Consider the following 20,460-nt stretch of genomic DNA (forward strand, 5'->3'; position numbering starts at 1 on the left):
ATAAAACAGTGCGCCGACGATAGTCAATATTATGTCGATTAACCTATAACAAGTGACCCACGCTATCGAATAACACGCTGCGACAACAGTCACTGAAGTATGACTAGGACAAGTAAATACGCGGCTTGCAGAGGGCTTGTTTTTCCTGTGTTAGTTGGCGTAGAGTTTGCCCACTGTGTTTGCATGGGTCGCTTGGAACCTGGACCTGGGCAGTAGCCAAAGTTTGCTACAACCCGTTCGACGTCTCTTACTTTCCTGCAACCCAGCCCAGTACTCTTTCATGTGAAAGGGGCTGTCATTAATTTTTAGCGTCAAGGAAATAAGAAAATGGCTGAACGTCAGAGCGGTACCGTCAAGTGGTTTAACGACGAGAAAGGGTTTGGTTTTATCACTCCAGAAAGCGGTCCGGATCTGTTCGTGCATTTCCGCGCTATCCAGGGCAACGGTTTCAAGAGCCTGAAAGAAGGCCAGAAAGTGACCTTCGTTGCCGTGCAGGGCCAAAAAGGCATGCAAGCTGACGAAGTACAAGCAGAAGGCTGATCCTTACTGCGACAAAAAGCCTCTGGTGGTGACATCAGAGGCTTTTTTGTGTGCGTTTGTCCGTAAAATGGCTTTTTTCCTCCTGAGAGCCGAGCCATGTCGAAACACCTGCTGAGCCCCCAAGGCGAATTCCCCGCCGTTGGCCTGGGCCGTCGTCTGGCAGCGATGTTCTATGACTTCCTGTTGTGTACCGCCCTGCTGATCGTCACCGCCTTCCTCTATAAGCTGGTGTGGATTGCTTTTGTGGGTGAAGCGAAGATGCGCACGCTCTCGGAGTCCGGCGCATTGGACGGTGACCCGCTGCTGTCGACGATTCTGTTTTTTGTGCTGTTTGGTTTCTTTGCCAAGTTCTGGACTCATTCCGGGCAGACGTTGGGCATGCAAGTGTGGGGCGTGCGTGTGCAGAACGCGGACGGCTCGCGCATCAGCCTATGGCAGGCCCTCTTGCGTTTTGTGGTGTCGATTGCATCGTGGTTGTGTGCAGGGCTGGGGTTTATCTGGTCCCTGGTGGACAAGAAAAAACGCGCTTGGCATGACATCTATTCCGACACGCAGCTGGTGCGTATCCCGAAGAAAAAGAAATAACACCGCAAACACAAATCAAACTGTAGGAGCTGGCTTGCCTGCGATTGCAATCTATCAGTCGCTGCAATATTGACTGCTAGAGCGCTATCGCAGGCAAGCCAGCTCCTACAGCTGGACCGTGGCAGCTGTGGATCAAGCATTACCCGCCAGTTTGAGGCGTGCTGCCTGGGTAAAGTCCAGCATCCGCTTGAGCGGGCGTACCGCATGGGGGATCAAGGACGGTTCGACGAATATCTCGTTGCTGCCTTCACGCAAGCATTGCAACGTGCGCTCCAGGGTATTCATCGCCATCCACGGGCAGTGCGCACAGCTGCGGCACGCCGCGCCGTTACCGGCGGTTGGCGCCTCGATAAACACCTTGTCCGGGCACAGCTGCTGCATTTTGTAGAAAATGCCGCGGTCAGTGGCGACGATAAATGTCTTGTTCGGCAAACGTTGCGCCGCCGCAATCAACTGGCTGGTGGAACCCACGGCATCCGCCAACTCGATCACCGAAGTCGGTGACTCCGGGTGCACCAGGATCGCGGCATCCGGATACAGCGCCTTCATGTCTTCCAACTGCTTGGACTTGAACTCCTCATGGACGATGCAGGCACCGTCCCACAAGAGCATATCGGCACCGGTCTGGCGCTGGATATAGGTGCCCAGGTGCTTGTCCGGGCCCCAGATAATGGTTTCGCCGTTATCCATCAGGCTTTCGACGATTTCCAGGGCGCAACTGGACGTTACCACCCAATCAGCCCGAGCCTTGACCGCCGCCGACGTGTTGGCATACACCACCACGGTACGCTCCGGGTGCTGGTCGCAAAACGCCGAAAACTCTTCCACCGGGCAGCCCAGGTCCAGGGAGCACGTAGCCTCCAGGGTTGGCATCAGGATGCGTTTTTCGGGGGTGAGGATTTTTGCCGTCTCACCCATGAAGCGCACGCCGGCAACCAATACGGTCTTGGCCGGATGGGCGGCACCGAAGCGGGCCATTTCCAGGGAGTCGGAAACACAACCGCCGGTTTCTTCGGCCAGGGCCTGAATCACCGGGTCGCAGTAAAAGTGTGCCACCAGCACCGCGTCTTGAGCCTTGAGCTCGGCAGCAATGGCAGAACGTAAGCTTGCCTCTTGCTCGGCACTGAGCACCTTGGGTTGCTTGGCATCGAGGTGGGCTTGAACCAGAAGGCGTTCGGAAATTTGCGTCATGTTCGCAAGACCTGCAGGCGCAGTTGCGCGAAAGTCGAGTGTACCACCGGCTCTGGAGCCCTTCGGGCGCCGCCGGACGAAGTGATGGTGTTCATCAAGCACGGGTTAAGGTGAAGCTGCGCAAGGCTACAGAATATCGATTGGATTCAAAAGCCTAATATGGCGCCGGCACATTACCCATTTCCCTGGCCAGCTCCAGCCAGGCCCGCGCTGCCGGCGGCAAGTGTGCATTACGCCGCCAGGTCAGGGCGATATGCCAGTCGGTCTGGGGCTCATCCAGGGCGATCAGGGCAATGCCGGCATGCAGGTGCTTGTAGGCCAGCATGCGCGGCAGGAAGGCAACCCCAAGGCCGGCGCCGACCAGATCAACGATAAAGTCGATCTGGGCGCTGCGCACGGAAACCTTCGGCGATACGCCCCGACGCTCGCAGGCAGAAAGAATGATGCGATTGAGAGCAAACCCTGCCTCGAACAGTATGAACGGCGAGTCGGACAGGTCGGAAAAGTCCACACTCTTGCGCCCGGCCAATGGGTGGCTACTGGGCAGGACGACCATCAACGGCTCGACGCGCACATCCTGATACTCAAACTCGCCCTCCACCGGCACCAGCAGCGCGGCGACATCCACCTCTCCCGCTTGCAGGCACTCGCCCAGCTTCTTGCTGCCATGCTCGATCAGCTCGATCTCGATCTGTGGGTAGCGCTGGCGATACACCGCAAACATCGCGGCAAACAATTCACCACTGCCCACCGGCGGCAAGCCAATGCGCAGCACGCCGCGCTTGAGCCCCAGCAGGTCATTGATCTCGGCCACCAGGTCACTGCGCTCGGCCAGCAAGACCAGGGCACGGCGATAGGCAATTTCACCTGCCGCGGTCAGTTCGTTCTTATGGCCGATACGACTGAACAGCGGTGTGCCTAACTCCTCTTCCAGGGTCTTGACCGCCTTGCTGACGCTCGATTGCGTCAGCGAAACCATCCCGGCCGCTTGTGAGAAACTGCCTTGGCGCACCACCTCGACAAAGGCTCGCAGGGTTCGCAAGTTCATGACTATTCCATTTGCGACTTGAATAAAGTTGGAAAAGTTGTTTTTACCATGAAAAGCCTTTGACTATCCTCCATCCACTGTTTTCTTTATTCCGGGGCCTCACTGTTCATGATCATTTCGTCTGCATCGGATTACCGCGAAGCCGCACGCCGCAAACTGCCGCGTTTCCTGTTCGACTACATTGACGGTGGCGCCTACGCCGAGCACACCCTCAAGGCCAACAGCTCGGACCTGGCAGACATCAGCCTGCGCCAGCGCGTCCTGCGCAACGTCGAGAGCCTGAGCCTGGAGACCACCTTGTTCGACCAACCGCTGGCGATGCCGGTGGTCATGAGTCCGGTGGGCCTGACTGGCATGTTTGCCCGGCGCGGGGAGGTCCAGGTGGCCACCGCGGCGGCCAATAAAGGCATTCCTTTTTGCCTGTCGACCGTGTCGGTGTGCCCGATCGAAGAAGTGGCGTCGCAGAGCGCGCAATCGATCTGGTTTCAGCTCTATGTCCTCAAAGACCGTGGCTTCATGAAGAATGCCCTGGAGCGCGCGCAAGCCGCCGGGGTGAAAACCCTGGTGTTCACTGTCGACATGCCAACCCCGGGGGCCCGCTACCGCGATGCCCACTCCGGCATGTCCGGCCCGTACGCCGCCCAGCGGCGCATGTTGCAGGCCGTAACCAAACCAGCCTGGGCTTTTGATGTGGGGCTTATGGGGCGCCCCCACGACCTGGGTAATATCTCCAAATACCTGGGCAAACCGACCCACCTTGAAGACTACATCGGCTGGCTGGCCACCAACTTCGACCCGTCCATCAGTTGGAAAGACCTGGAGTGGATCCGCGAGTTCTGGAAAGGCCCAATGATCATCAAGGGCATCCTCGACCCACAGGATGCCAAGGATGCAGTGAGTTTTGGAGCCGACGGCATCGTCGTATCCAACCACGGCGGCCGCCAGCTCGATGGCGTGCTGTCCACCGCCAAGGCTCTACCTCAGATTGCCCAGGCGGTTGGTAGCGACCTCACCGTGCTGGTGGACTCAGGGGTGCGTTCGGGGCTGGACGTGGTGCGTATGCTCGCCCTGGGCGCCCGAGGCATATTGCTGGGACGAGCACCCGCCTACGCGCTGGCCGCCGACGGCCAGCGCGGCGTAGAGAATCTGCTGGATATCTTTGCCAAGGAAATGCGCGTGGCCATGACCCTGACCGGGGTGACGTCGATTGCGCAGATCGACGAATCGATCCTGGTGCGCGGGCAGATCTGAGCCGCCAGCGTCAGGCTTGGCTGATCTTGCTGACACTGGTGATCTGTCCATTCCAGACCATCTCGTAATGGGAGGCCTGGACAATCGACGACACCGGCCTGGGTGTCAGCAATGCCCAGCAGTGATCGCCCTCTGAGCGTACCGACAAGTAACGAAGGCCGGGACAACCGGCCTGCTTCAGCGAGCCACCCAGGCGCTGGGCGTGGCTGTAGTCGTCAGGGTCGTAGATCGGGTCGCTCATCGGCACCGACGCAGCATCCTTCATCGAGTCGCCAGCAAAGCTGCATGACAGCCCGCGAAAAACAAAGCGCTCATAATTGAGGCCGTGGACCCCGGACCAATAGCGGTTCTGGTGATGACGCACTTCTGCCAGTGCTGTCTCGACAGTGGCCGCCAGATACAACACGCCAAAATCACCAGCGCTGAAACGCGATCCGGCAGGATTGACGTGGGTGAACGGCGCTATCGCGTAGGAGCATCCCACAATCCCAAATGGGATTTCCCTTCGGGGTATCAGCTCGATCCGGCCGACCTCATTACCCAATCGCGGATTGGTCAGGGCCTGGATCTGATAGAGAGCCTCAAACTCGTCGGCATCCGCCACATCATCAAACAACGCAATCGGCGGGAATTTTGAATTGACCAGGCGATAGGCCTGCAACGGCCCCCCGGGCAACTCGCCCAACTGGCTCACCTTCACCATTGCGAACCACGCAGCACATCAATGCGGCGGAAGGTTTCGTACAGTGAAATCATATCGCCCTGAGCCATGATCTCCAGGGGCGAGCGCCCGTTGAAGAAGCTGTTGTCGTTGGCCATGGCCGGGAAGCCGTACACGTTCTCAGGGTTATCGAACACCATGCGCAGCGTGGCGTGGATGTTCAGCACAAAGCTGATGCGCTGCATCTGGTCAAAATCCAGGCTGACAGACCAAGCGGCATCGCGCTGCCGGGCGCGTGTGTAAGTGCTGCGAGAGATGCGCAGAATGCGGCAGGCCTGGTCGCTGCTGGCCTGCCATTTTTCCAGGATACCCACGGCTGCCCGTAATCCGGCGACACATTGCTCCCGGGTAAAGGGCTGCGCTTGGAGGGCTATGCTCATGATTGTTACCTCAGCCTTAGTCTATAGATTCAAAAATAGACAATATTGGTCCATAGATCAAATCAACATCACTTCAATGTCAATCGTTACAACCAAAGGCCGTAGCGCTGCAGATCTTTTTATTTCGAATCGCACTTTATTACCTGATGGGTGAGAATGGTTCCCGTCTAACCCATCCCAAACTCTTTGCAGGCGAGCTTTCTAGAAATGGAATTCAATGCACCTTCTTCGACCCGCTGGCTGCTGGCATTGTGCAGCGCAAGCCTGCTGTCACTTTCCGGCTGCCAGAGCCACACTCCGGAGCAGGCAGCGGCCGTGGCAGCGGCACAGGTACAGCAAAAAGACGAGAAATACACCAAGACCTTCACCATGATACTGCGCAGCTATGCCCTGGCCGCCAATGAACAGGAGCTGACAGGCGTGATGAATATGATCATGACCGTCGACGCACAGAACCATGTAGTGGACTGCACGGCTAAACGCGGGACCTTGCTGCCCAGCGAGGGCCAGAACAACCTGCGCCAGGCCAAGCTGGCCAGCCTGGTGACTGAACTGTGCTGGACCACCCTGTTTCCAGAGGTCTCACCCAAGGTCTTTGCCGATGCCAAGGACACTCAGGTGATTGTCGCGCCCATCGTCTTCAACCCTCTGCTCGGCATGTCGGCGGAACAGCAACAAAGGCATACAGCCCGAATCGATCTCTATAAGCAGATCCGCTTCTTCCGTGAACAACTGTTTGCCGGGCATGACATTGGCAGCATTGGCGTAGCCAGCTTCCACTTCATTGCCGATGCACAGGGCAACGTGAGTGAATGCCTGGTCAACCTGAATCAAAGCCCGTACCGCTCACAGGGCTTCAAGGTGGATAGCGCGCTGCAGCAACGCCTTGTCACGCAGTGCAAACTGATGGACCTGCGCCAGATGCCAGGGTTTGCCAACTATCCTAAAGGCCTGCCTTTGGGTTATGTACAGGTGGACTACAGTCCCTGGATGAATGGGCGCAAGCAGCCTTGAAGACGGACGGGATTGAGCCTGGGCTGATTCTGGTAACCCATCATCTGCGCGAGCTTGACCGCGTGCCCGGTCTGCGCATTGAACATTGGGTTTAGGGAAAATCACGACCAGCCCCATTGGGCTGCATCGGAAAGCGTTCATTGCCCATTTGGGCTGTGCCTGGGAGTAGTCCTTGGATGCTGACTTGGCCACCACAACGAAGGTGAGCAGGAAAAAAGGACCACAACTATGCACTCCAATTGTAGGCAAGGTGCTGGTGCTGAGAGATGGCCGGTATCTGCTTTTAGCGTTGAGTCATTGGTTGAAAATTATGAAGCCCCCGTTACCAAGCTGCGCGAAGGCGCATTTAACCTGGTCATGCGAGGGTTAATTGCCTTTGAAGTCGATAAAGGCTTGTGGATGGTCCCACCACAATGCGCATTATGGATACCCGGTGGCATGGCGCGCAGTTTTCGAAGCAGTGGGAGCCTGGAGTTTTGCGGGCTGCTCATCGCACCGGAGGTGACACGCAAGTTCCCACGAGAATGTTGCACCATGGCGGTGTCACCGTTGCTTCGGGAGCTGGTGATAGCCACCGCACAACTGCCCAAGCCCTACACAGAGAGTCGCGCCACTCGAGCGTTTGTACTTGCCGATGCCATCAGATGGACGTCTGCGCAAGATTGTGGATGCGCTTCACCATACGCCCTCCGATCGCGCGACAACAGGCGAATGGGCACGCCGTATCGGTATGAGTGAGCGTGCGCTTTTTCGCCTGGTTCTGAAACAAACCGGCATGAGCTTTGGTCGCTGGCGGCAACAGATACAAGTCATGTTGGCGATCGAGCAATTGTCCAAAGGCAAGGCTGTTCAAGCTATTGCGTTTGATCTTGGCTACGAGAGTGCCAGCGCTTTCATTACTATGTTCAAAAAGGCCATGGGCCAACCACCGGCCACGTACCTTGCCACCAGGCAGGGGCGGGGTAAGACACGCCACACGTGATATGACGATCGCCTAAGGGGAAGCCGCCACTACTTTGGCAGGATATCGATATATTCTGGCTGTGTTGCGTAGTCGGGCCACAGAGTGTCACCGATAGGATACCGAGATACTAATGGCTTGGTGTCGGTGTACAGATGAAAATTGATCTTTCGGGGAAAACCGCAATTGTAACGGGGTCTACGGAGGGGATTGGATTTGCAATTGCCAAAGGCCTCTCACAAGCAGGCGCAACGGTGATCGTGAATGGCCGGAGTGCTGAGAAAGTGCAATTGGCGGTAAGTTCTCTGGGAGGCACTACGCGTGGCGTGGTCGCTGACCTGGCTGATAAAGGAGGCGTGGCAGTTCTCCTTGAAGCGGTTCCGAGCTCAGACTGAATAACCCCTAGTTTCGTAGACACCTCTTTGCCTACGAACACCAACCCAAATTACAGGCAAAAAAAAACCCGGAAATCCTCACTTACGTGGGCCTTCCGGATTTTCTAAACCGCCAAAAATGGTGGGTCGTGTGGGATTCGAACCTACGACCAATTGGTTAAAAGCCAACTGCTCTACCAACTGAGCTAACGACCCGCTGTGTGGTGGCGCGTATAATACTGATTTCTAAGGATTATTCAACACCTTATTTTAAATAAATCAGAAATAACGCGTTGGGTCAGTAATTCCGGCCGCTTGGAAGCCTTCTGCACGCAGTCGGCAGCTGTCACATTTCCTACAAGCACGACCGTCATTATCCGCTTGGTAGCAGGAAACAGTCAGCGAGTAGTCGACTCCAAGTCCTACACCCGCCTTGACGATATCCGCCTTGCTCAGGTTCTGCAGCGGGGCCTGGATGCGAAAAACCCGCCCTTCTACGCCGGCCTTGGTCGCCAGGTTGGCCATACGTTCGAACGACTCGACGAACTCTGGACGGCAGTCCGGGTAGCCGGAGTAGTCCACGGCGTTGACACCGATAAAGATGTCACGGGCGTTAAGCACCTCTGCCCAGCCCAGGGCCAGCGACAGGAACACGGTGTTACGTGCCGGCACATAGGTGACCGGGATACCCTCAGTGGGCGCCTCAGGCACGTCGATGGCGTTGTCGGTCAAGGCCGAGCCCCCAATGCCATTGAGGTTCAGACCAATCACCTTGTGCTCCACCACGCCTAGGTCGCGGGCAACACGGGCGGCGGCGTGCAACTCGGCATGGGAACGCTGACCATAGTCAAAGCTCATGGTGTAGCAGTTGTAGCCCTCGGCACGGGCCATCGCCACCACTGTGGCGGAGTCAAGGCCACCAGACAGCAGGATCACGGCACGTTTTTGATCAATGGTTTGTTCAGTCATTTCAGCGTCCTGGCTCGTCGTTCCAAAGGTATTTATGCAGCTGCAATTGCAGGCGCACCGGCAGATTGTCCGCGACCACCCAATCAGCGAGGTCGCGAGCGTTCAAGTCATGGTGACTCGGGGAGAACAGCACCTCACCGGCACGTCGGTCCAGGCCGTATTGGATCAGCTTGGAATTGGCCCAGTCATAGTCGTCCCGCGAGCAGATGACGAACTTGACCTGATCGTTGGCGGTGAGGAGCTCGATGTTCTCATAACGGTTGCGATGCGCTTCCTTGGAGTCCGGGGTCTTCAAGTCAACCACTCGGCTGACGCGAGGGTCGACCGCAGAAATGTCCAGGGCACCGCTGGTTTCCAGCGACACCTCGTAACCGGCGTCACACAACTGTTTGAGTAAAGGAATGGCATTGGGCTGAGCGAGGGGCTCGCCGCCCGTCACACACACGTAGCGCGGCCTGTAGCCGGCAACCTGCTCCAGGATGTCGTCGAGGGTGCGAACAGTGCCGCCACTGAAGGCATAGGCACTGTCACAGTACTGGCAGCGCAACGGGCAGCCGGTGAGACGCACAAATACGGTGGGCAGGCCGGCAGTGCGCGTTTCACCCTGTAACGAGTAAAAAACTTCGGTGATACGTAATGTGTCTTGCATAGTCGCCACGGGCGTAACAGCTAAACAGGCTGTCCGCCTCCGTCAGGCACTTTGTGGGATCCCGGCAAAGCGTGAACCCCAAAAAGCGTATTTCATAAAAGGGCGTGGATTCTAACGAAAAAACCCGCGACAGGCGCGGGTTTCTTCCAAGCGGGATTGCTGTACTTACAAACGCTGCAAATCACGCTGAGCCAGCTGAGCAGCAGAGGTACCCGGATACTGGGCCACTACTTGCTGCAGGATGCCTTTGACCTTGTCGGTATGACCCAGGCGGCGCTCTACATCAGCCAGTTTGTACAGCGAGTCAGGCACCTTGGAGTGCTTGGGGTATAGCTGGCTGACCTTGGCAAACGCCTGGCCTGCACCTTGCAAATCACCCTTGGCCAAGTTGACCTCCCCCAACCAGTACTGGGCATTGCCCGCGTACTGGCTGTTTGGATAACGACCCAGGAAAGCGGTGAACGCCTTGCTGGCCTTGTCGAAATCCTTGGCCTTGATCAGGTCGAAGGCCGCATCGTAATACAGCTTTTCCTTCGCCGGATCACCCGGTTCGCTGCTGGCGGCAGGAGCCTGGGCGGCGCCTGCGGCTGCACCACCGGCGGCGCTTGCGGCGCCACCGGCAGAAGAATTATCAGGAGTAGCGGCTGGTGTAACGCCGGCTCCTATACGTCGGTCAAGATCCTGGTAACGCTCCAGGCCTTCCTGCTTGAGCTGACGCACCTCATTCTGCAGAACTTCAATGGTGCCTTGTTGCTGCGCCAGTTGATCCTGCATGCGTTGCAGTTGGTTGAACAGTTCGCCCTGTGCCGAAGGAGCGGCCGTGGCCGCTCCCCCCGCATAGGCGCCGTTCGTGCCATAACCTGCAGGTGGATAGCTGCTCCCACTATTGTTATAGCCAGAGTTGCTATCTTCCACGGGAACCGCAGCCCACACCGCAAACGGTGCAAGGCTGAGAGCCAATACGGTTACAACACGACGGCACGTTCGCATGACGAATTACTTACGCAGTTCGACGCGACGGTTTTGAGCCCAGGATTGCTCGTCGTTGCCGGTAGCAACTGGACGCTCTTCACCGTAGGAAACCAGTTCCAGCTGAGCTGGGGAAACACCTTGCAGTACCAGGTAGCGCTGAACGGCTTTCGCACGACGCTCGCCCAGTGCCATGTTGTACTCACGAGTACCACGTTCGTCGGTGTTGCCTTCCAGAACAACGCGAGCGCCGTTACCTTTCAGGTCTTTCGCGTGAACGTCCAGAGCGCGCATGGCTTCTGGCTTCAGGTCCGAACTGTCGTATTCGAAGTAGAAAGTGGTGATCGCGCGCAGAGCAGCTTCTTCGCTCAGGGAGCCGTCAACTGCACCAGTGTTGGCGCCGTAACCAGCGTTTGGATCAACAGCTGCGCCTTCACCGGCATTGTCGCCGCCTTTAGACGAGCAACCAACGGCTACGGACAGAGCCAGAGCCAGAGCAGCAAACTTACCAAACTTCAGCATTTCCATCGTGAAACTCCTAATGAACCCCAGTGTGTTAAGTACTTCTTTTTGTAGCGCCGCGTCAGTTCAGGTAAGGGGACCAGGACGGTTCTCTGACTTCGCCTTGTGCGGTAGGAAGCGGGAGCCTTACGCGTCCATTAATGGACACGAGCATCAAGACTCCCCGGCCCTGCTGGCGGGTGGCGTAGATTACCATGGTGCCGTTGGGCGCAACAGTAGGCGACTCATCAAGAGTGCTATCTGTAAGGATTTTTACGCTTCCGCGCTGCAAATCTTGGGCCGCCACCTTGAAATTAGTGAAACCGTCCTGGCGATGGATCATTACCAGGGTCTTTTCATCGGCAGAAAGCTTCGGGTTAGCGTTGTAATTGCCGATAAAGGTCACACGTTCTGCACCACCACCGCCAACGCTGCTCTTATAGATCTGCGGTTTGCCGCCACGGTCTGAAGTGAAGTAGATGGTCGAACCATCCTTGCCCCAGAACGGTTCGGTGTTGATACCAGGGCCGGAAGTGACACGGGTGATCTGGCGCGAACCGAGGTTCATCACGTAGATATCCGGGTTACCGTCCTTGGACAGCACGAATGCCAGGCGATTGCCATCCGGCGACCAGGCTGGTGCACCGTTGAGGCCTTCGAAGTTGGTGATCTGCTCACGGCGACCGGTGTCGATGTGCTGAACGAAGATGCGCGGACGCTTCTGTTCAAACGACACATAGGCGATACGCTTGCCATCGGGCGCAAAACGCGGCGACAGGATCGGCTCGCGCGACTGCAGCAAGGTCACTGCACGGGCACCGTCGTAGTCCGAGCGCTGCAGGGTGTAGCGGGTGTTGTTCACCGAGAAACGCTCAGCCGTCACGTATAACATGCGGGTAGAGAACGCACCTTTGATGCCCACCAGCTTCTCGAACGACTGGTCGGAGATGTAGTGCGCCATGTCCCGCAGTTGATCGACACTGCCCGATACGCTGCCAGTCAGCACTTGCTGCTCGGTGGCCACGTTGAACAGGGCATATTGCACCTGCAGGCGGCCGCCCGCTGGCACGATGCTGCCTACCATCAGGTACTGGGCGCCCAGGGCTTTCCAGTCACGGTAGATCACTTCGCTGCCTTGGGTCGGCTGGCTGATCATGTTCTGTTTCGGAATTGGCGCGTAGTAACCCGAGTTGCGCAGGTCATTACCAATGATTTCCGCCATATCGTCTGGCAGCACGCTGCCGCCCTGCCAGCCAAACGGTACAACGGCGATCGGAGTGGCCCGGTCGCTACCGCTGGTTACCAGGATGTTCTTTTCATCCGCCGCCGCTATCCCTGCCATACAGCAAATAACGACAAGCATTCCTCGAAGAAGGTTTCTCACAAGGCTAGATCCTCAGGTGTGAATGTCATCTTGAATGAACGATAGGGAGCGAAGTCGCTTGGTTTCATTCCCTGCATCTCGGTCAGCCGGCCAATATTCTTGACCGCTGCAACCGCTGAACTGTCGAAAGAACCGTCGCCACTGGTCTTGGCCACGCTGACCGAAGTCACCGTACCGTCCGGCAACATGCCGATCTGCAATACCACTGTCATGCCTTTGCGTGCCGAAGGTGGACGTGTCCAGCCCTCTGCTGCGCGGGCGCGAATCAGATCGTCGAAACTGCCAGCGACTTCGTCACCACGCTCATCGGCCAGGGCCTGCTGACGTTGTGGCGTGTCGGAAAGCAAGTCTGCCAAGGCCTGGGCCTTTTTGTCTTCGGCGGATTTACGGGCTGCTTCCTGGGCCTTTTTCTTGGAGGCATCGGCGGCAGCTTTCTTCTTCGCGTCGTCGGCGACTTTCTTCTTCGCCTCGTCTGCTTCGGCTTTTTTCTTGGCGTCTTCGGCGGCTTTCTTCTTCGCGTCTTCGACTATCTTCTTCTTGGCTTCTTCAGCGGCCTTTTTCTTGGCCTCTTCTTCAGCCGCTTTCTTGGCTTCTTCTTCAGATTTTTTCTTGGCTATGTCAGCCAATTGTTTCTCTTCGGCTTTTTTAGCTTCGGCAGCTTTCTCGGCTTTCTTGGCTTCATCAGCCTTTTTCGCCTCGTCGGCCTTCTTCGCTTCGTCAGCCTTTTTCGATTCTTCGGCCTTTTGAGCCGCCTCTTCTTTCTTTTGTTCCGCAGCAGCCTTCACCGCTTCCTGCTCGACCTTCTTCTGTTCCATCTGTTCGACTTCAGTCTGGCGCGCAGCCGACTTCTGGGCCTCACCCGCAATCTTCTGATTGGTCTGGGTGGTGGCCTGACTCTTCGATTTCAGCTGATACAGGGTCGCCTGCACGATCGGCTTGGCTGGCGGCAGCTCCGGTGTCATGGCAAAGCTGACAAACAGCATGCCAAACACCAGAACGTGCAGGGCAATTGCCCAGACGCTAGGCCAGAAGTAGCTTTCCGAGGCGGACGGCTCTCGCTGTTGCTGCATCAGGGCGCCTCGGTAATCAAGCCAACATTACCGACCCCGGCCTTCTGCAGCCCGCCCATGGCGCCCATGACGGAGCCATAATCGACCGACTTGTCACCGCGGATGAACACCTGGGTGTGCTTGCCGCCTTCGTTGCCGGCACGGATGATTTTGGTCACGGCGTCGGTCATCTGCGGCAAGGTCATGGCCTTGTCCTGTTGTTTCTGGGTGTCGACTTCGCTGCCAAGGTTCCAGTAATAGGTCTTGTCAGCCTTGATCGAGATGGTCAGGACCTGGGTGTTGTTGTCCTGCGGCAAGGCTTCGCTGGAAACCTTGGGCAGATCAACCTTCACACCCTGATTGAGCATCGGCGCGGTCACCATGAAGATCACCAGCAGCACCAGCATCACGTCGATGTAAGGCACTACGTTCATCTCGGCGACCGGCTTGCGCTTTTTGCGAGCTCGAGCGATTAAAGCCATTGGGAATTACCTGCTTATTCTTCGCTGGTGTGCACTTTACGGTGCAGGATCGCCTGGAATTCATCGGCGAAGGTGTAGTAACGGCCAATCAGGGTTTCGCTGGTTGCAGCGAAACGGTTGTAGGCAATTACTGCGGGGATTGCAGCGAACAGGCCAATGGCAGTGGCGATCAGCGCTTCGGCGATACCCGGGGCCACGGTGGCCAGGGTCGCTTGCTGGGCCGTTGCCAGGCCACGGAATGAGTTCATGATGCCCCATACGGTGCCGAACAGGCCGATGTACGGGCTGACCGAACCGACGGTGGCAAGGAATGGCAGGCTCTGCTCGAGCTTTTCTTCCTCGCGGGAGATTGCTACACGCATGGCACGGGCCACGCCTTCCATGACCGCTTCAGGATCAACGCCAGACTGCTGGCGCAGGCGGGAAAATTCCTTGAAGCCGGCGCGGAAGATCTGCTCGACGCCCGAATCCGGGTCCGGGTTGCTGCCCGCCTGGCGATACAGCTTGGACAGATCGATACCCGACCAGAAGCGCTCCTCGAAGCTCTCCAGGGCACGTCGACCGGCGCGCAACAGATTGCTGCGCTGAAAAATCATGACCCATGAGGTAACCGATGCGGCTACCAGGGTCAGCATTACCAGTTGAACCACGACACTGGCATTGCTGACCAGGCTCCACATGGAGGAATGGTCGACGACGGTAGGTTCCACGCTAAATCTCCTGCTCTGATTGTTTACCGGCGCCGCTCACGTCGGCAAAGGCCGCACGTAAAGCTTCGGGAATGGCCCGGGGTTTCAAACTATTGGTGCGCACACACGCCACCAGGAACTGCCCCTCACAGAGCAGCGTTGCATCCGTTGCCCGCCTGACCTGCTGTTTAAAGCGCAGGCTGACACGGTTCAATTCGATTACTTCTGCACTGACCAGTAATTCATCGTCCAGTCGCGCCGGCGCGTAGTAACGGGCCTCGCTGGAATGCACGACAAACAACAGGTCCTCCCCTGCAAGCGCGGATTGGGCAAAGCCCAGCTCCCGCAGCCGCTCGGTTCGAGCCCGCTCCATGAATTTCAGGTAGTTGACGTAATACACGATGCCGCCCGCATCGGTGTCCTCGTAATAAACGCGACAGCGATGTGCGAACGACTGATCCCCGTTTTGCGCGCGCATACTCTAGTGCTTACTCCTCAGGTTGCCAATCCAGCCAGGCAACTGTTTTTCATTCTCTGCAACATTTCTAACGAAAGAATGACGACGCCAGCCACTAGGACAGCACAAACGCCGAATAAATCGACCTGCCATGCCTTTTTAATCGTCCACTGCATCGAGGAATTCGTCTACCACAGGCATCTCTCCCAATCGTGACGGAATGTTTAACCCGAAGTGTAAATACGCGTGGCGCGTGACCACCCGCCCCCTTGGCGTACGCATGATGTAACCCTGTTGAATCAGGTACGGTTCCAGCACATCCTCGATGGTATGGCGCTCCTCACTGATGGCAGCAGCCAGACTGTCCACACCCACCGGCCCACCATCGAACTTCTCGATCATGGTCAGCAGCAGGCGCCGGTCCTGATGATCGAAGCCATGTTCATCGACGTCCAGCAGGTTCAGCGCCAGGTCAGCCACGGCCTTGGTGATATGGCCCTTGGCCCGCACTTCGGCAAAATCGCGTACCCGGCGCAGCAAACGGTTGGCTATCCGCGGCGTACCACGGGCCCGCCGGGCAATCTCGAAGGCGCCTTGCGGGTCGAGCGGCAAGCCGAGAATCCCCGCCGAACGACTGACAATCGTCGCCAGGTCGGCAGTGCTATAGAACTCTAGACGTTGAACAATGCCGAAACGGTCTCGCAACGGGTTGGTCAGCATACCCGCACGGGTGGTTGCGCCGACCAGGGTGAATGGCGGCAGGTCGAGTTTGATCGAGCGCGCCGCCGGCCCTTCACCGATCATGATGTCCAACTGGAAGTCTTCCATGGCTGGGTACAGCACTTCTTCGACGATGGGCGATAGCCGGTGGATTTCGTCGATGAACAGCACATCATGGGGTTCAAGGTTGGTCAACAGCGCAGCCAGGTCGCCCGGGCGCTCCAGCACCGGGCCGGAGGTGCTCTTGATCGACACGCCCATTTCCTGGGCGATGATGTTGGCCAGGGTGGTCTTACCCAACCCCGGCGGGCCGAAGATCAACGTATGGTCCAGGGACTCACTGCGCCCGCGCGCCGCCTGGATGAACAGCTCCATCTGCTCGCGCACGGTGGGCTGGCCAATGTAGTCGGCAAGGCTCAGGGGGCGGATGGCCCGATCCTGGACCTCTTCACGGTCGCGAGGGCCGGTGGCCGCAATCAGACGATCAGCTTCAATCACTTAAATCATTCCCTTCAGGGCTCGGCGGATCATGTCTTCAGCGCTCAGGTTCTTGTCCTTGATGGACGACACGGCCTTGCTGGCCTCCTGGGGCTTGTAGCCCAGGGAGATCAGCGCATTGACGGCATCGCTTTCGGCACTGGCGACCTGAGCCGCCGGCATATCCGGCTGGTTCGGCACCAGTGCAAACATGCTCGGCACCACTTCCCAGGCCTTGAAGCGGTCCTTGAGCTCCACCAGCAGGCGCTCAGCGGTTTTCTTGCCGACACCCGGCACCTTGGTCAGCGCTGAGGTGTCCTGGGCCGAAACGGCACGTACCAACTCATCCACTTCCAGGCTCGACATCAGTGCCAGAGCCAGCTTCGGGCCTACACCATTGAGGCGGATCAGCTCGCGGAAGAAATCGCGGTCGCGCTTGCCGATGAAACCATAGAGTAGTTGCGCGTCTTCGCGCACCACCAGATGGGTGTGCAAGGTTATCAGCTCACCGACCGACGGTAGGCGGTACAGGGTGGTCATGGGCACTTCCAGCTCATACCCCAGCCCGTTTACATCCAGAATCAGGTGCGGTGGCTGTTTCTCCGCCAGAGTGCCGCGCAAGCGTCCAATCACAGTTCAGATCCTTAAAGCTTGAGGTCAGATCAAAGCCCGACCATAACGATTGCGCTGATGCTATCAGAGACGCAGGCGCCCGCCACGACTGCGTGCCGTACCGAGGCCGTGGGGCAACAGGCTGGAGCGGGTGTGGGCATGGCAAATGGCAATGGCCAGGGCGTCAGAGGCATCGATCTGTGGTTTTGAGGTGAGCTTGAGCATGTGCATGACCATCATCTGCACCTGCTCTTTATTGGCTGCTCCGGTGCCGACCACGGCCTGCTTGACCTGGGTCGCCGTGTATTCGGCGATTTCCATGCCCTCCTCCGCCCCCGCGACGATGGCGGCGCCACGGGCCTGGCCCAGCTTCAGGGCCGAGTCGGCGTTTTTGGCCATGAACACCTTTTCAATGCCCATGGTCACCGGTCCATAGGTCTGGATCACTTCACGCACGCCGCGATAGACAATCTGCAAGCGTTCAGCCAGTTCCCCGGCGCCGGTACGGATACAGCCCGATGCCACGTAGATACAGCCGCGCGGGGTCTGCTGCACCACACCAAAGCCGGTGATGCGCGAACCGGGGTCGATACCTAGGATTAAAGTCATAACGCCTGCAAGTAGGGTAAACACATTTTTTGATACAGAGAAGATCCCATGTGGGAGCGGGCTTGCTCGCGAAAGCGGTACTTCAGTCACGCATGTACTGATTGACAGACCGCTTTCGCGAGCAAGCCCGCTCCCACATTTTGGTCTACACCAGCCTTCAGACTAGCTGTGCGGCCACGTCCTCTGGAATGTCGGCGTTGGAGTAGACGTTCTGTACATCATCCAGGTCTTCAAGCATATCCAGCATCTTGAGCACCTTCTGCGCGCCATCCAGGTCCAGCTCGGCACTGGTGGTCGGCAGCATGACGATCTCCGCGTCGGTACCTTTGAATCCAGCGGCCTCCAGCGCGTTACGCACCGCATAGAAGCCGGCAAACGAGGTGAAGACATCAATGGAACCATCTTCATTGGTCACCACGTCGTCGGCATCCGCCTCCATCGCAGCTTCCATCAGTGCGTCTTCATCCGTACCCGGCGCGAAGGTGATCTGCCCCTTGCGCTCGAACAGATAGGCTACCGAACCATCCGTACCCAGGTTGCCGCCGCACTTGCTGAATGCATGGCGTACAGCTGCCGCAGTGCGGTTGCGGTTGTCGGTCATGCACTCGACCATCACTGCGACGCCGCCCGGGCCGTAACCTTCATAGGTCAGCTCGACCATGTCGTCGGTATCCGCCGCACCCGCACCACGGGCCACGGCGCGATCGATGATGTCACGACTCATGTTGGCACCCAGGGCCTTGTCCAACGCCAGGCGCAGGCGTGGGTTGGAACCTGGATCACCACCGCCCTGGCGGGCAGCGACGGTCAGTTCGCGAATCCACTTGGTGAAAATCTTGCCTTTCTTGGCATCCTGACGCTCTTTGCGGTGCTTGATGTTCGCCCACTTGGAATGGCCAGCCATAACACAACTCCGAAATTCTTATAGAAACCTTTCAATCCCGCCCCAGGCAGGAGTTCTCTCTTTTAAACGCAAAGGCGCATCCGAAGATGCGCCTTTTTGACTGCGTACAACCTTATCGCGCTTTCACGCCGCAGCCTTACTCAGCCTTCGGCGCCTCGCGCAGACGGATATGCAGCTCGCGCAATGCCTTGGCATCCACCACACCCGGTGCCTGGGTCATGACGTCCGCAGCGCTCTGGGTTTTCGGGAAGGCAATCACTTCACGGATTGACTGGGCACCGGTCATCAGCATCACCAGGCGGTCAAGGCCAAAGGCCAGGCCACCGTGGGGTGGAGCGCCGTATTTCAGGGCATCGAGCAGGAAGCCGAACTTCTCTTCCTGTTCCGCTTCGTTAATGCCCAGCAGGCGGAAGACCGACTGCTGCATCTCTTTGCGGTGGATACGGATCGAGCCGCCACCCAGCTCGGTACCGTTGAGCACCATGTCGTAGGCACGGGACAGAGCGCCAGCCGGGTTGGCTTCCAGCTCTTGCGGCGTGCACTTGGGTGCGGTGAATGGGTGGTGCAGGGCGCTGAAGCTGCCGTCGTCATTCTCTTCGAACATCGGGAAGTCGACGACCCACATTGGCGCCCACTTGCAGGTCAGCAGGTCAAGGTCGTGGCCCAGCTTGATCCGTAGCGCGCCCAGGGCCTCACTGACGATCTTGGCCTTGTCGGCACCGAAGAACACGATATCGCCATCGACTGCGCCAACGCGATCGAGGATCACATTGAGCTTGTCTTGCGGGATGTTCTTGACGATTGGCGACTGCAGGCCTTCAACACCCTTGGCGCGCTCGTTGACCTTGATGTAAGCCAGGCCCTTGGCGCCGTAGATGCCGACAAACTTGGTGTAGTCGTCGATCTGCTTGCGCGGCATGCTCGCCCCGCCTGGCACACGCAGTGCGGCGATACGGCATTTCGGGTCGTTGGCCGGGCCGCTGAACACCTTGAAGTCGACTTCCTTGAGCTGGTCGGCAACGTCGACCAGTTCCAGCGGGTTACGCAGGTCTGGCTTGTCGGAACCGTAGCGGCGCATGGCTTCTTCGAAGGTCATGTGCGGGAACTCGCCGAACTCCAGGCCCAGCACTTCCTTGAACAGGTTGCGGATCATTTCTTCGGTCAGGCCCATGATCTCTTTTTCATCGAGGAAGCTGGTCTCGATGTCGATCTGGGTGAATTCCGGCTGGCGGTCGGCGCGCAGGTCTTCGTCACGGAAGCACTTCGCGATCTGGTAGTAACGATCGAAGCCGGCGACCATCAACAGTTGCTTGAACAGCTGCGGCGATTGCGGCAGGGCAAAGAAGCTACCGGCGTGGGTACGGCTTGGCACCAGGTAGTCACGTGCGCCTTCTGGCGTAGCGCGGGTCAGGATCGGCGTCTCGACGTCAAGGAAGCCATTCTCGTCGAGGAAGCGGCGGATGCTGGTGGTCATGCGCGAACGCAAGCGCAGCTTCTCGGCCATTTCCGGGCGACGCAGGTCGAGGAAGCGATAACGCAGGCGGGTTTCTTCGCCAACATCGGAGAACTCGTTAAGCGGGAACGGCGGGGTTTCCGACTCGTTCAACACTTCGAGCTCGTAGCCCAGGACTTCGATCATGCCCGACGCCATGTTGGCGTTGGTGGCACCGGCCGGACGCAGGCGAACCTTGCCGGTGATTTTCACGACGTACTCGCTGCGCACACGGTCAGCGGCGGCGAAGCTCTCGGCGCGATCCGGGTCGAATACCACCTGGGCCAGACCGTCACGATCACGGATATCGAGGAAAATCACCCCGCCATGGTCGCGGCGACGGTGGACCCATCCGCAAAGGGTGATTTCCTGACCTTCCAGGGTCTCGTTCAGTTGGCCGCAATAGTGGCTGCGCATCATGGTAGTGGTTTC

At 58.0% G+C, this 20,460-nt stretch carries 24 protein-coding genes and 1 tRNA gene; 6 read left to right on the top strand and 19 right to left on the bottom strand.

The window, feature by feature from the left end:
* The first annotated feature begins 327 nt into the window (after positions 1-327).
* The gene (locus tag HZ99_RS10225; protein ID WP_003365337.1) at positions 328-540 is read left to right on the top strand and encodes a cold-shock protein; all 213 of its coding nucleotides are present in this window, start codon (positions 328-330) and stop codon (positions 538-540) included.
* A 96-nt stretch (positions 541-636) separates the two neighbouring features.
* A complete protein-coding gene (locus HZ99_RS10230) occupies positions 637-1,125 on the top strand; it encodes an RDD family protein (protein WP_038442820.1) in 489 nt (162 codons plus the stop codon).
* A 132-nt stretch (positions 1,126-1,257) separates the two neighbouring features.
* On the opposite strand, the gene nadA is transcribed toward HZ99_RS10230, so the two are convergent.
* Both nadA and HZ99_RS10240 read right to left on the bottom strand, forming a co-directional pair.
* Entirely contained in the window at positions 1,258-2,316 is a 1,059-nt protein-coding gene (gene nadA / locus HZ99_RS10235) for a quinolinate synthase NadA (protein WP_038442821.1), read from the bottom strand.
* Between the two features lie 154 nt (positions 2,317-2,470).
* Complete coding sequence (locus HZ99_RS10240; protein WP_038442822.1) at positions 2,471-3,364, bottom strand: LysR family transcriptional regulator; 894 nt, start codon at positions 3,362-3,364, stop codon at positions 2,471-2,473.
* A gap of 108 nt (positions 3,365-3,472) precedes the next feature.
* Between HZ99_RS10240 and lldD the strand changes: the two genes are divergently transcribed.
* A complete protein-coding gene (gene lldD / locus HZ99_RS10245; RefSeq protein ID WP_038442823.1) occupies positions 3,473-4,615 on the top strand; it encodes an FMN-dependent L-lactate dehydrogenase LldD in 1,143 nt (380 codons plus the stop codon).
* 10 nt (positions 4,616-4,625) lie between these two features.
* Here lldD and HZ99_RS10250 read toward each other — a convergent pair whose 3' ends face one another.
* Positions 4,626-5,318, bottom strand: coding sequence for an RES family NAD+ phosphorylase (locus HZ99_RS10250; RefSeq protein WP_038442824.1), 693 nt, complete (start codon positions 5,316-5,318; stop codon positions 4,626-4,628).
* Positions 5,312-5,716: an antitoxin Xre-like helix-turn-helix domain-containing protein gene (locus HZ99_RS10255; RefSeq protein WP_038442825.1), complete on the bottom strand. Its 405-nt coding sequence runs from the start codon at positions 5,714-5,716 to the stop codon at positions 5,312-5,314. Before HZ99_RS10255 ends, HZ99_RS10250 begins: the two co-directional genes overlap by 7 nt.
* Before the next feature lie 207 nt (positions 5,717-5,923).
* On the opposite strand from HZ99_RS10255, the gene HZ99_RS10260 reads away from it, so the two are divergent.
* The 3 genes from HZ99_RS10260 to HZ99_RS27735 all read left to right on the top strand — a co-directional run bounded on the left by HZ99_RS10260 (position 5,924) and on the right by HZ99_RS27735 (position 8,086).
* Entirely contained in the window at positions 5,924-6,730 is an 807-nt protein-coding gene (locus HZ99_RS10260; protein ID WP_038442826.1) for a hypothetical protein, read from the top strand.
* Positions 6,731-7,364: 634 nt separating this feature from the next.
* Positions 7,365-7,712 carry a helix-turn-helix domain-containing protein gene (locus tag HZ99_RS28505; RefSeq protein ID WP_115284344.1) on the top strand — a complete coding sequence of 116 codons (348 nt, stop codon included), beginning with the start codon at positions 7,365-7,367 and terminating at the stop codon, positions 7,710-7,712.
* A 134-nt stretch (positions 7,713-7,846) separates the two neighbouring features.
* A complete protein-coding gene (locus HZ99_RS27735) occupies positions 7,847-8,086 on the top strand; it encodes an SDR family NAD(P)-dependent oxidoreductase (protein WP_080727700.1) in 240 nt (79 codons plus the stop codon).
* 119 nt (positions 8,087-8,205) lie between these two features.
* On the opposite strand, the gene HZ99_RS10270 is transcribed toward HZ99_RS27735, so the two are convergent.
* The 15 genes from HZ99_RS10270 to aspS form a co-directional block, all read right to left on the bottom strand.
* Positions 8,206-8,281: transfer RNA gene (locus HZ99_RS10270), tRNA-Lys, on the bottom strand.
* A 63-nt stretch (positions 8,282-8,344) separates the two neighbouring features.
* Positions 8,345-9,019 (bottom strand): 7-cyano-7-deazaguanine synthase QueC, encoded by a 675-nt coding sequence (gene queC / locus HZ99_RS10275; RefSeq protein ID WP_162473199.1) that lies wholly within the window; start codon positions 9,017-9,019, stop codon positions 8,345-8,347.
* Positions 9,020-9,035: 16 nt separating this feature from the next.
* A complete protein-coding gene (queE, locus tag HZ99_RS10280) occupies positions 9,036-9,683 on the bottom strand; it encodes a 7-carboxy-7-deazaguanine synthase QueE (RefSeq protein WP_038442828.1) in 648 nt (215 codons plus the stop codon).
* 165 nt (positions 9,684-9,848) lie between these two features.
* Positions 9,849-10,673: a tol-pal system protein YbgF gene (ybgF, locus tag HZ99_RS10285; RefSeq protein WP_038442829.1), complete on the bottom strand. Its 825-nt coding sequence runs from the start codon at positions 10,671-10,673 to the stop codon at positions 9,849-9,851.
* Positions 10,674-10,679: 6 nt separating this feature from the next.
* Positions 10,680-11,180: a peptidoglycan-associated lipoprotein Pal gene (gene pal / locus HZ99_RS10290; RefSeq protein WP_029300299.1), complete on the bottom strand. Its 501-nt coding sequence runs from the start codon at positions 11,178-11,180 to the stop codon at positions 10,680-10,682.
* Positions 11,181-11,235: 55 nt separating this feature from the next.
* A complete protein-coding gene (gene tolB / locus HZ99_RS10295) occupies positions 11,236-12,516 on the bottom strand; it encodes a Tol-Pal system beta propeller repeat protein TolB (RefSeq protein ID WP_181883234.1) in 1,281 nt (426 codons plus the stop codon).
* Between the two features lie 17 nt (positions 12,517-12,533).
* Positions 12,534-13,607: a cell envelope integrity protein TolA gene (gene tolA, locus HZ99_RS10300; protein WP_038442831.1), complete on the bottom strand. Its 1,074-nt coding sequence runs from the start codon at positions 13,605-13,607 to the stop codon at positions 12,534-12,536.
* Positions 13,607-14,059, bottom strand: coding sequence for a protein TolR (tolR, locus tag HZ99_RS10305; protein ID WP_162473200.1), 453 nt, complete (start codon positions 14,057-14,059; stop codon positions 13,607-13,609). The genes tolA and tolR overlap by 1 nt, the downstream gene beginning before the upstream one ends.
* A gap of 23 nt (positions 14,060-14,082) precedes the next feature.
* Entirely contained in the window at positions 14,083-14,778 is a 696-nt protein-coding gene (gene tolQ, locus HZ99_RS10310) for a protein TolQ (protein ID WP_029300305.1), read from the bottom strand.
* A gap of 1 nt (position 14,779) precedes the next feature.
* Positions 14,780-15,235 (bottom strand): tol-pal system-associated acyl-CoA thioesterase, encoded by a 456-nt coding sequence (ybgC, locus tag HZ99_RS10315; RefSeq protein ID WP_038442832.1) that lies wholly within the window; start codon positions 15,233-15,235, stop codon positions 14,780-14,782.
* 138 nt (positions 15,236-15,373) lie between these two features.
* Positions 15,374-16,432 (bottom strand): Holliday junction branch migration DNA helicase RuvB, encoded by a 1,059-nt coding sequence (gene ruvB / locus HZ99_RS10320; protein WP_038442833.1) that lies wholly within the window; start codon positions 16,430-16,432, stop codon positions 15,374-15,376.
* Complete coding sequence (gene ruvA, locus HZ99_RS10325; protein ID WP_038442834.1) at positions 16,433-17,044, bottom strand: Holliday junction branch migration protein RuvA; 612 nt, start codon at positions 17,042-17,044, stop codon at positions 16,433-16,435.
* Between the two features lie 63 nt (positions 17,045-17,107).
* The gene (gene ruvC / locus HZ99_RS10330) at positions 17,108-17,632 is read right to left on the bottom strand and encodes a crossover junction endodeoxyribonuclease RuvC (RefSeq protein WP_005790910.1); all 525 of its coding nucleotides are present in this window, start codon (positions 17,630-17,632) and stop codon (positions 17,108-17,110) included.
* Positions 17,633-17,789: 157 nt separating this feature from the next.
* Complete coding sequence (locus HZ99_RS10335; RefSeq protein WP_038442836.1) at positions 17,790-18,536, bottom strand: YebC/PmpR family DNA-binding transcriptional regulator; 747 nt, start codon at positions 18,534-18,536, stop codon at positions 17,790-17,792.
* A gap of 136 nt (positions 18,537-18,672) precedes the next feature.
* Positions 18,673-20,448, bottom strand: a complete 1,776-nt coding sequence (gene aspS, locus HZ99_RS10340) for an aspartate--tRNA ligase (RefSeq protein WP_038442837.1) — start codon at positions 20,446-20,448, stop codon at positions 18,673-18,675.
* Between the last annotated feature and the right edge of the window lie 12 nt (positions 20,449-20,460).

The sequence above is a fragment of the Pseudomonas fluorescens genome (genome assembly GCF_000730425.1).
Lineage (GTDB): Bacteria > Pseudomonadota > Gammaproteobacteria > Pseudomonadales > Pseudomonadaceae > Aquipseudomonas > Aquipseudomonas fluorescens_X.

What these genes read in the sequence shown, in the direction of transcription:
- tolB (WP_181883234.1), bottom strand. Translation starts at nt 12,516, where the DNA reads ATGCTTGTCGTTATTTGCTGTATGGCAGGGATAGCGGCGGCGGATGAA.
- ybgC (WP_038442832.1), bottom strand. Translation starts at nt 15,235, where the DNA reads ATGCGCGCGCAAAACGGGGATCAGTCGTTCGCACATCGCTGTCGCGTT.
- lldD (WP_038442823.1), top strand. Translation starts at nt 3,473, where the DNA reads ATGATCATTTCGTCTGCATCGGATTACCGCGAAGCCGCACGCCGCAAA.
- HZ99_RS10250 (WP_038442824.1), bottom strand. Translation starts at nt 5,318, where the DNA reads ATGGTGAAGGTGAGCCAGTTGGGCGAGTTGCCCGGGGGGCCGTTGCAG.
- HZ99_RS10255 (WP_038442825.1), bottom strand. Translation starts at nt 5,716, where the DNA reads ATGAGCATAGCCCTCCAAGCGCAGCCCTTTACCCGGGAGCAATGTGTC.
- nadA (WP_038442821.1), bottom strand. Translation starts at nt 2,316, where the DNA reads ATGACGCAAATTTCCGAACGCCTTCTGGTTCAAGCCCACCTCGATGCC.
- pal (WP_029300299.1), bottom strand. Translation starts at nt 11,180, where the DNA reads ATGGAAATGCTGAAGTTTGGTAAGTTTGCTGCTCTGGCTCTGGCTCTG.
- HZ99_RS28505 (WP_115284344.1), top strand. Translation starts at nt 7,365, where the DNA reads ATGCCATCAGATGGACGTCTGCGCAAGATTGTGGATGCGCTTCACCAT.
- tolA (WP_038442831.1), bottom strand. Translation starts at nt 13,607, where the DNA reads ATGCAGCAACAGCGAGAGCCGTCCGCCTCGGAAAGCTACTTCTGGCCT.
- HZ99_RS10260 (WP_038442826.1), top strand. Translation starts at nt 5,924, where the DNA reads ATGGAATTCAATGCACCTTCTTCGACCCGCTGGCTGCTGGCATTGTGC.
- ruvC (WP_005790910.1), bottom strand. Translation starts at nt 17,632, where the DNA reads ATGACTTTAATCCTAGGTATCGACCCCGGTTCGCGCATCACCGGCTTT.
- HZ99_RS27735 (WP_080727700.1), top strand. Translation starts at nt 7,847, where the DNA reads ATGAAAATTGATCTTTCGGGGAAAACCGCAATTGTAACGGGGTCTACG.
- HZ99_RS10240 (WP_038442822.1), bottom strand. Translation starts at nt 3,364, where the DNA reads ATGAACTTGCGAACCCTGCGAGCCTTTGTCGAGGTGGTGCGCCAAGGC.
- HZ99_RS10225 (WP_003365337.1), top strand. Translation starts at nt 328, where the DNA reads ATGGCTGAACGTCAGAGCGGTACCGTCAAGTGGTTTAACGACGAGAAA.
- aspS (WP_038442837.1), bottom strand. Translation starts at nt 20,448, where the DNA reads ATGATGCGCAGCCACTATTGCGGCCAACTGAACGAGACCCTGGAAGGT.
- HZ99_RS10335 (WP_038442836.1), bottom strand. Translation starts at nt 18,536, where the DNA reads ATGGCTGGCCATTCCAAGTGGGCGAACATCAAGCACCGCAAAGAGCGT.
- HZ99_RS10230 (WP_038442820.1), top strand. Translation starts at nt 637, where the DNA reads ATGTCGAAACACCTGCTGAGCCCCCAAGGCGAATTCCCCGCCGTTGGC.
- queE (WP_038442828.1), bottom strand. Translation starts at nt 9,683, where the DNA reads ATGCAAGACACATTACGTATCACCGAAGTTTTTTACTCGTTACAGGGT.
- ybgF (WP_038442829.1), bottom strand. Translation starts at nt 10,673, where the DNA reads ATGCGAACGTGCCGTCGTGTTGTAACCGTATTGGCTCTCAGCCTTGCA.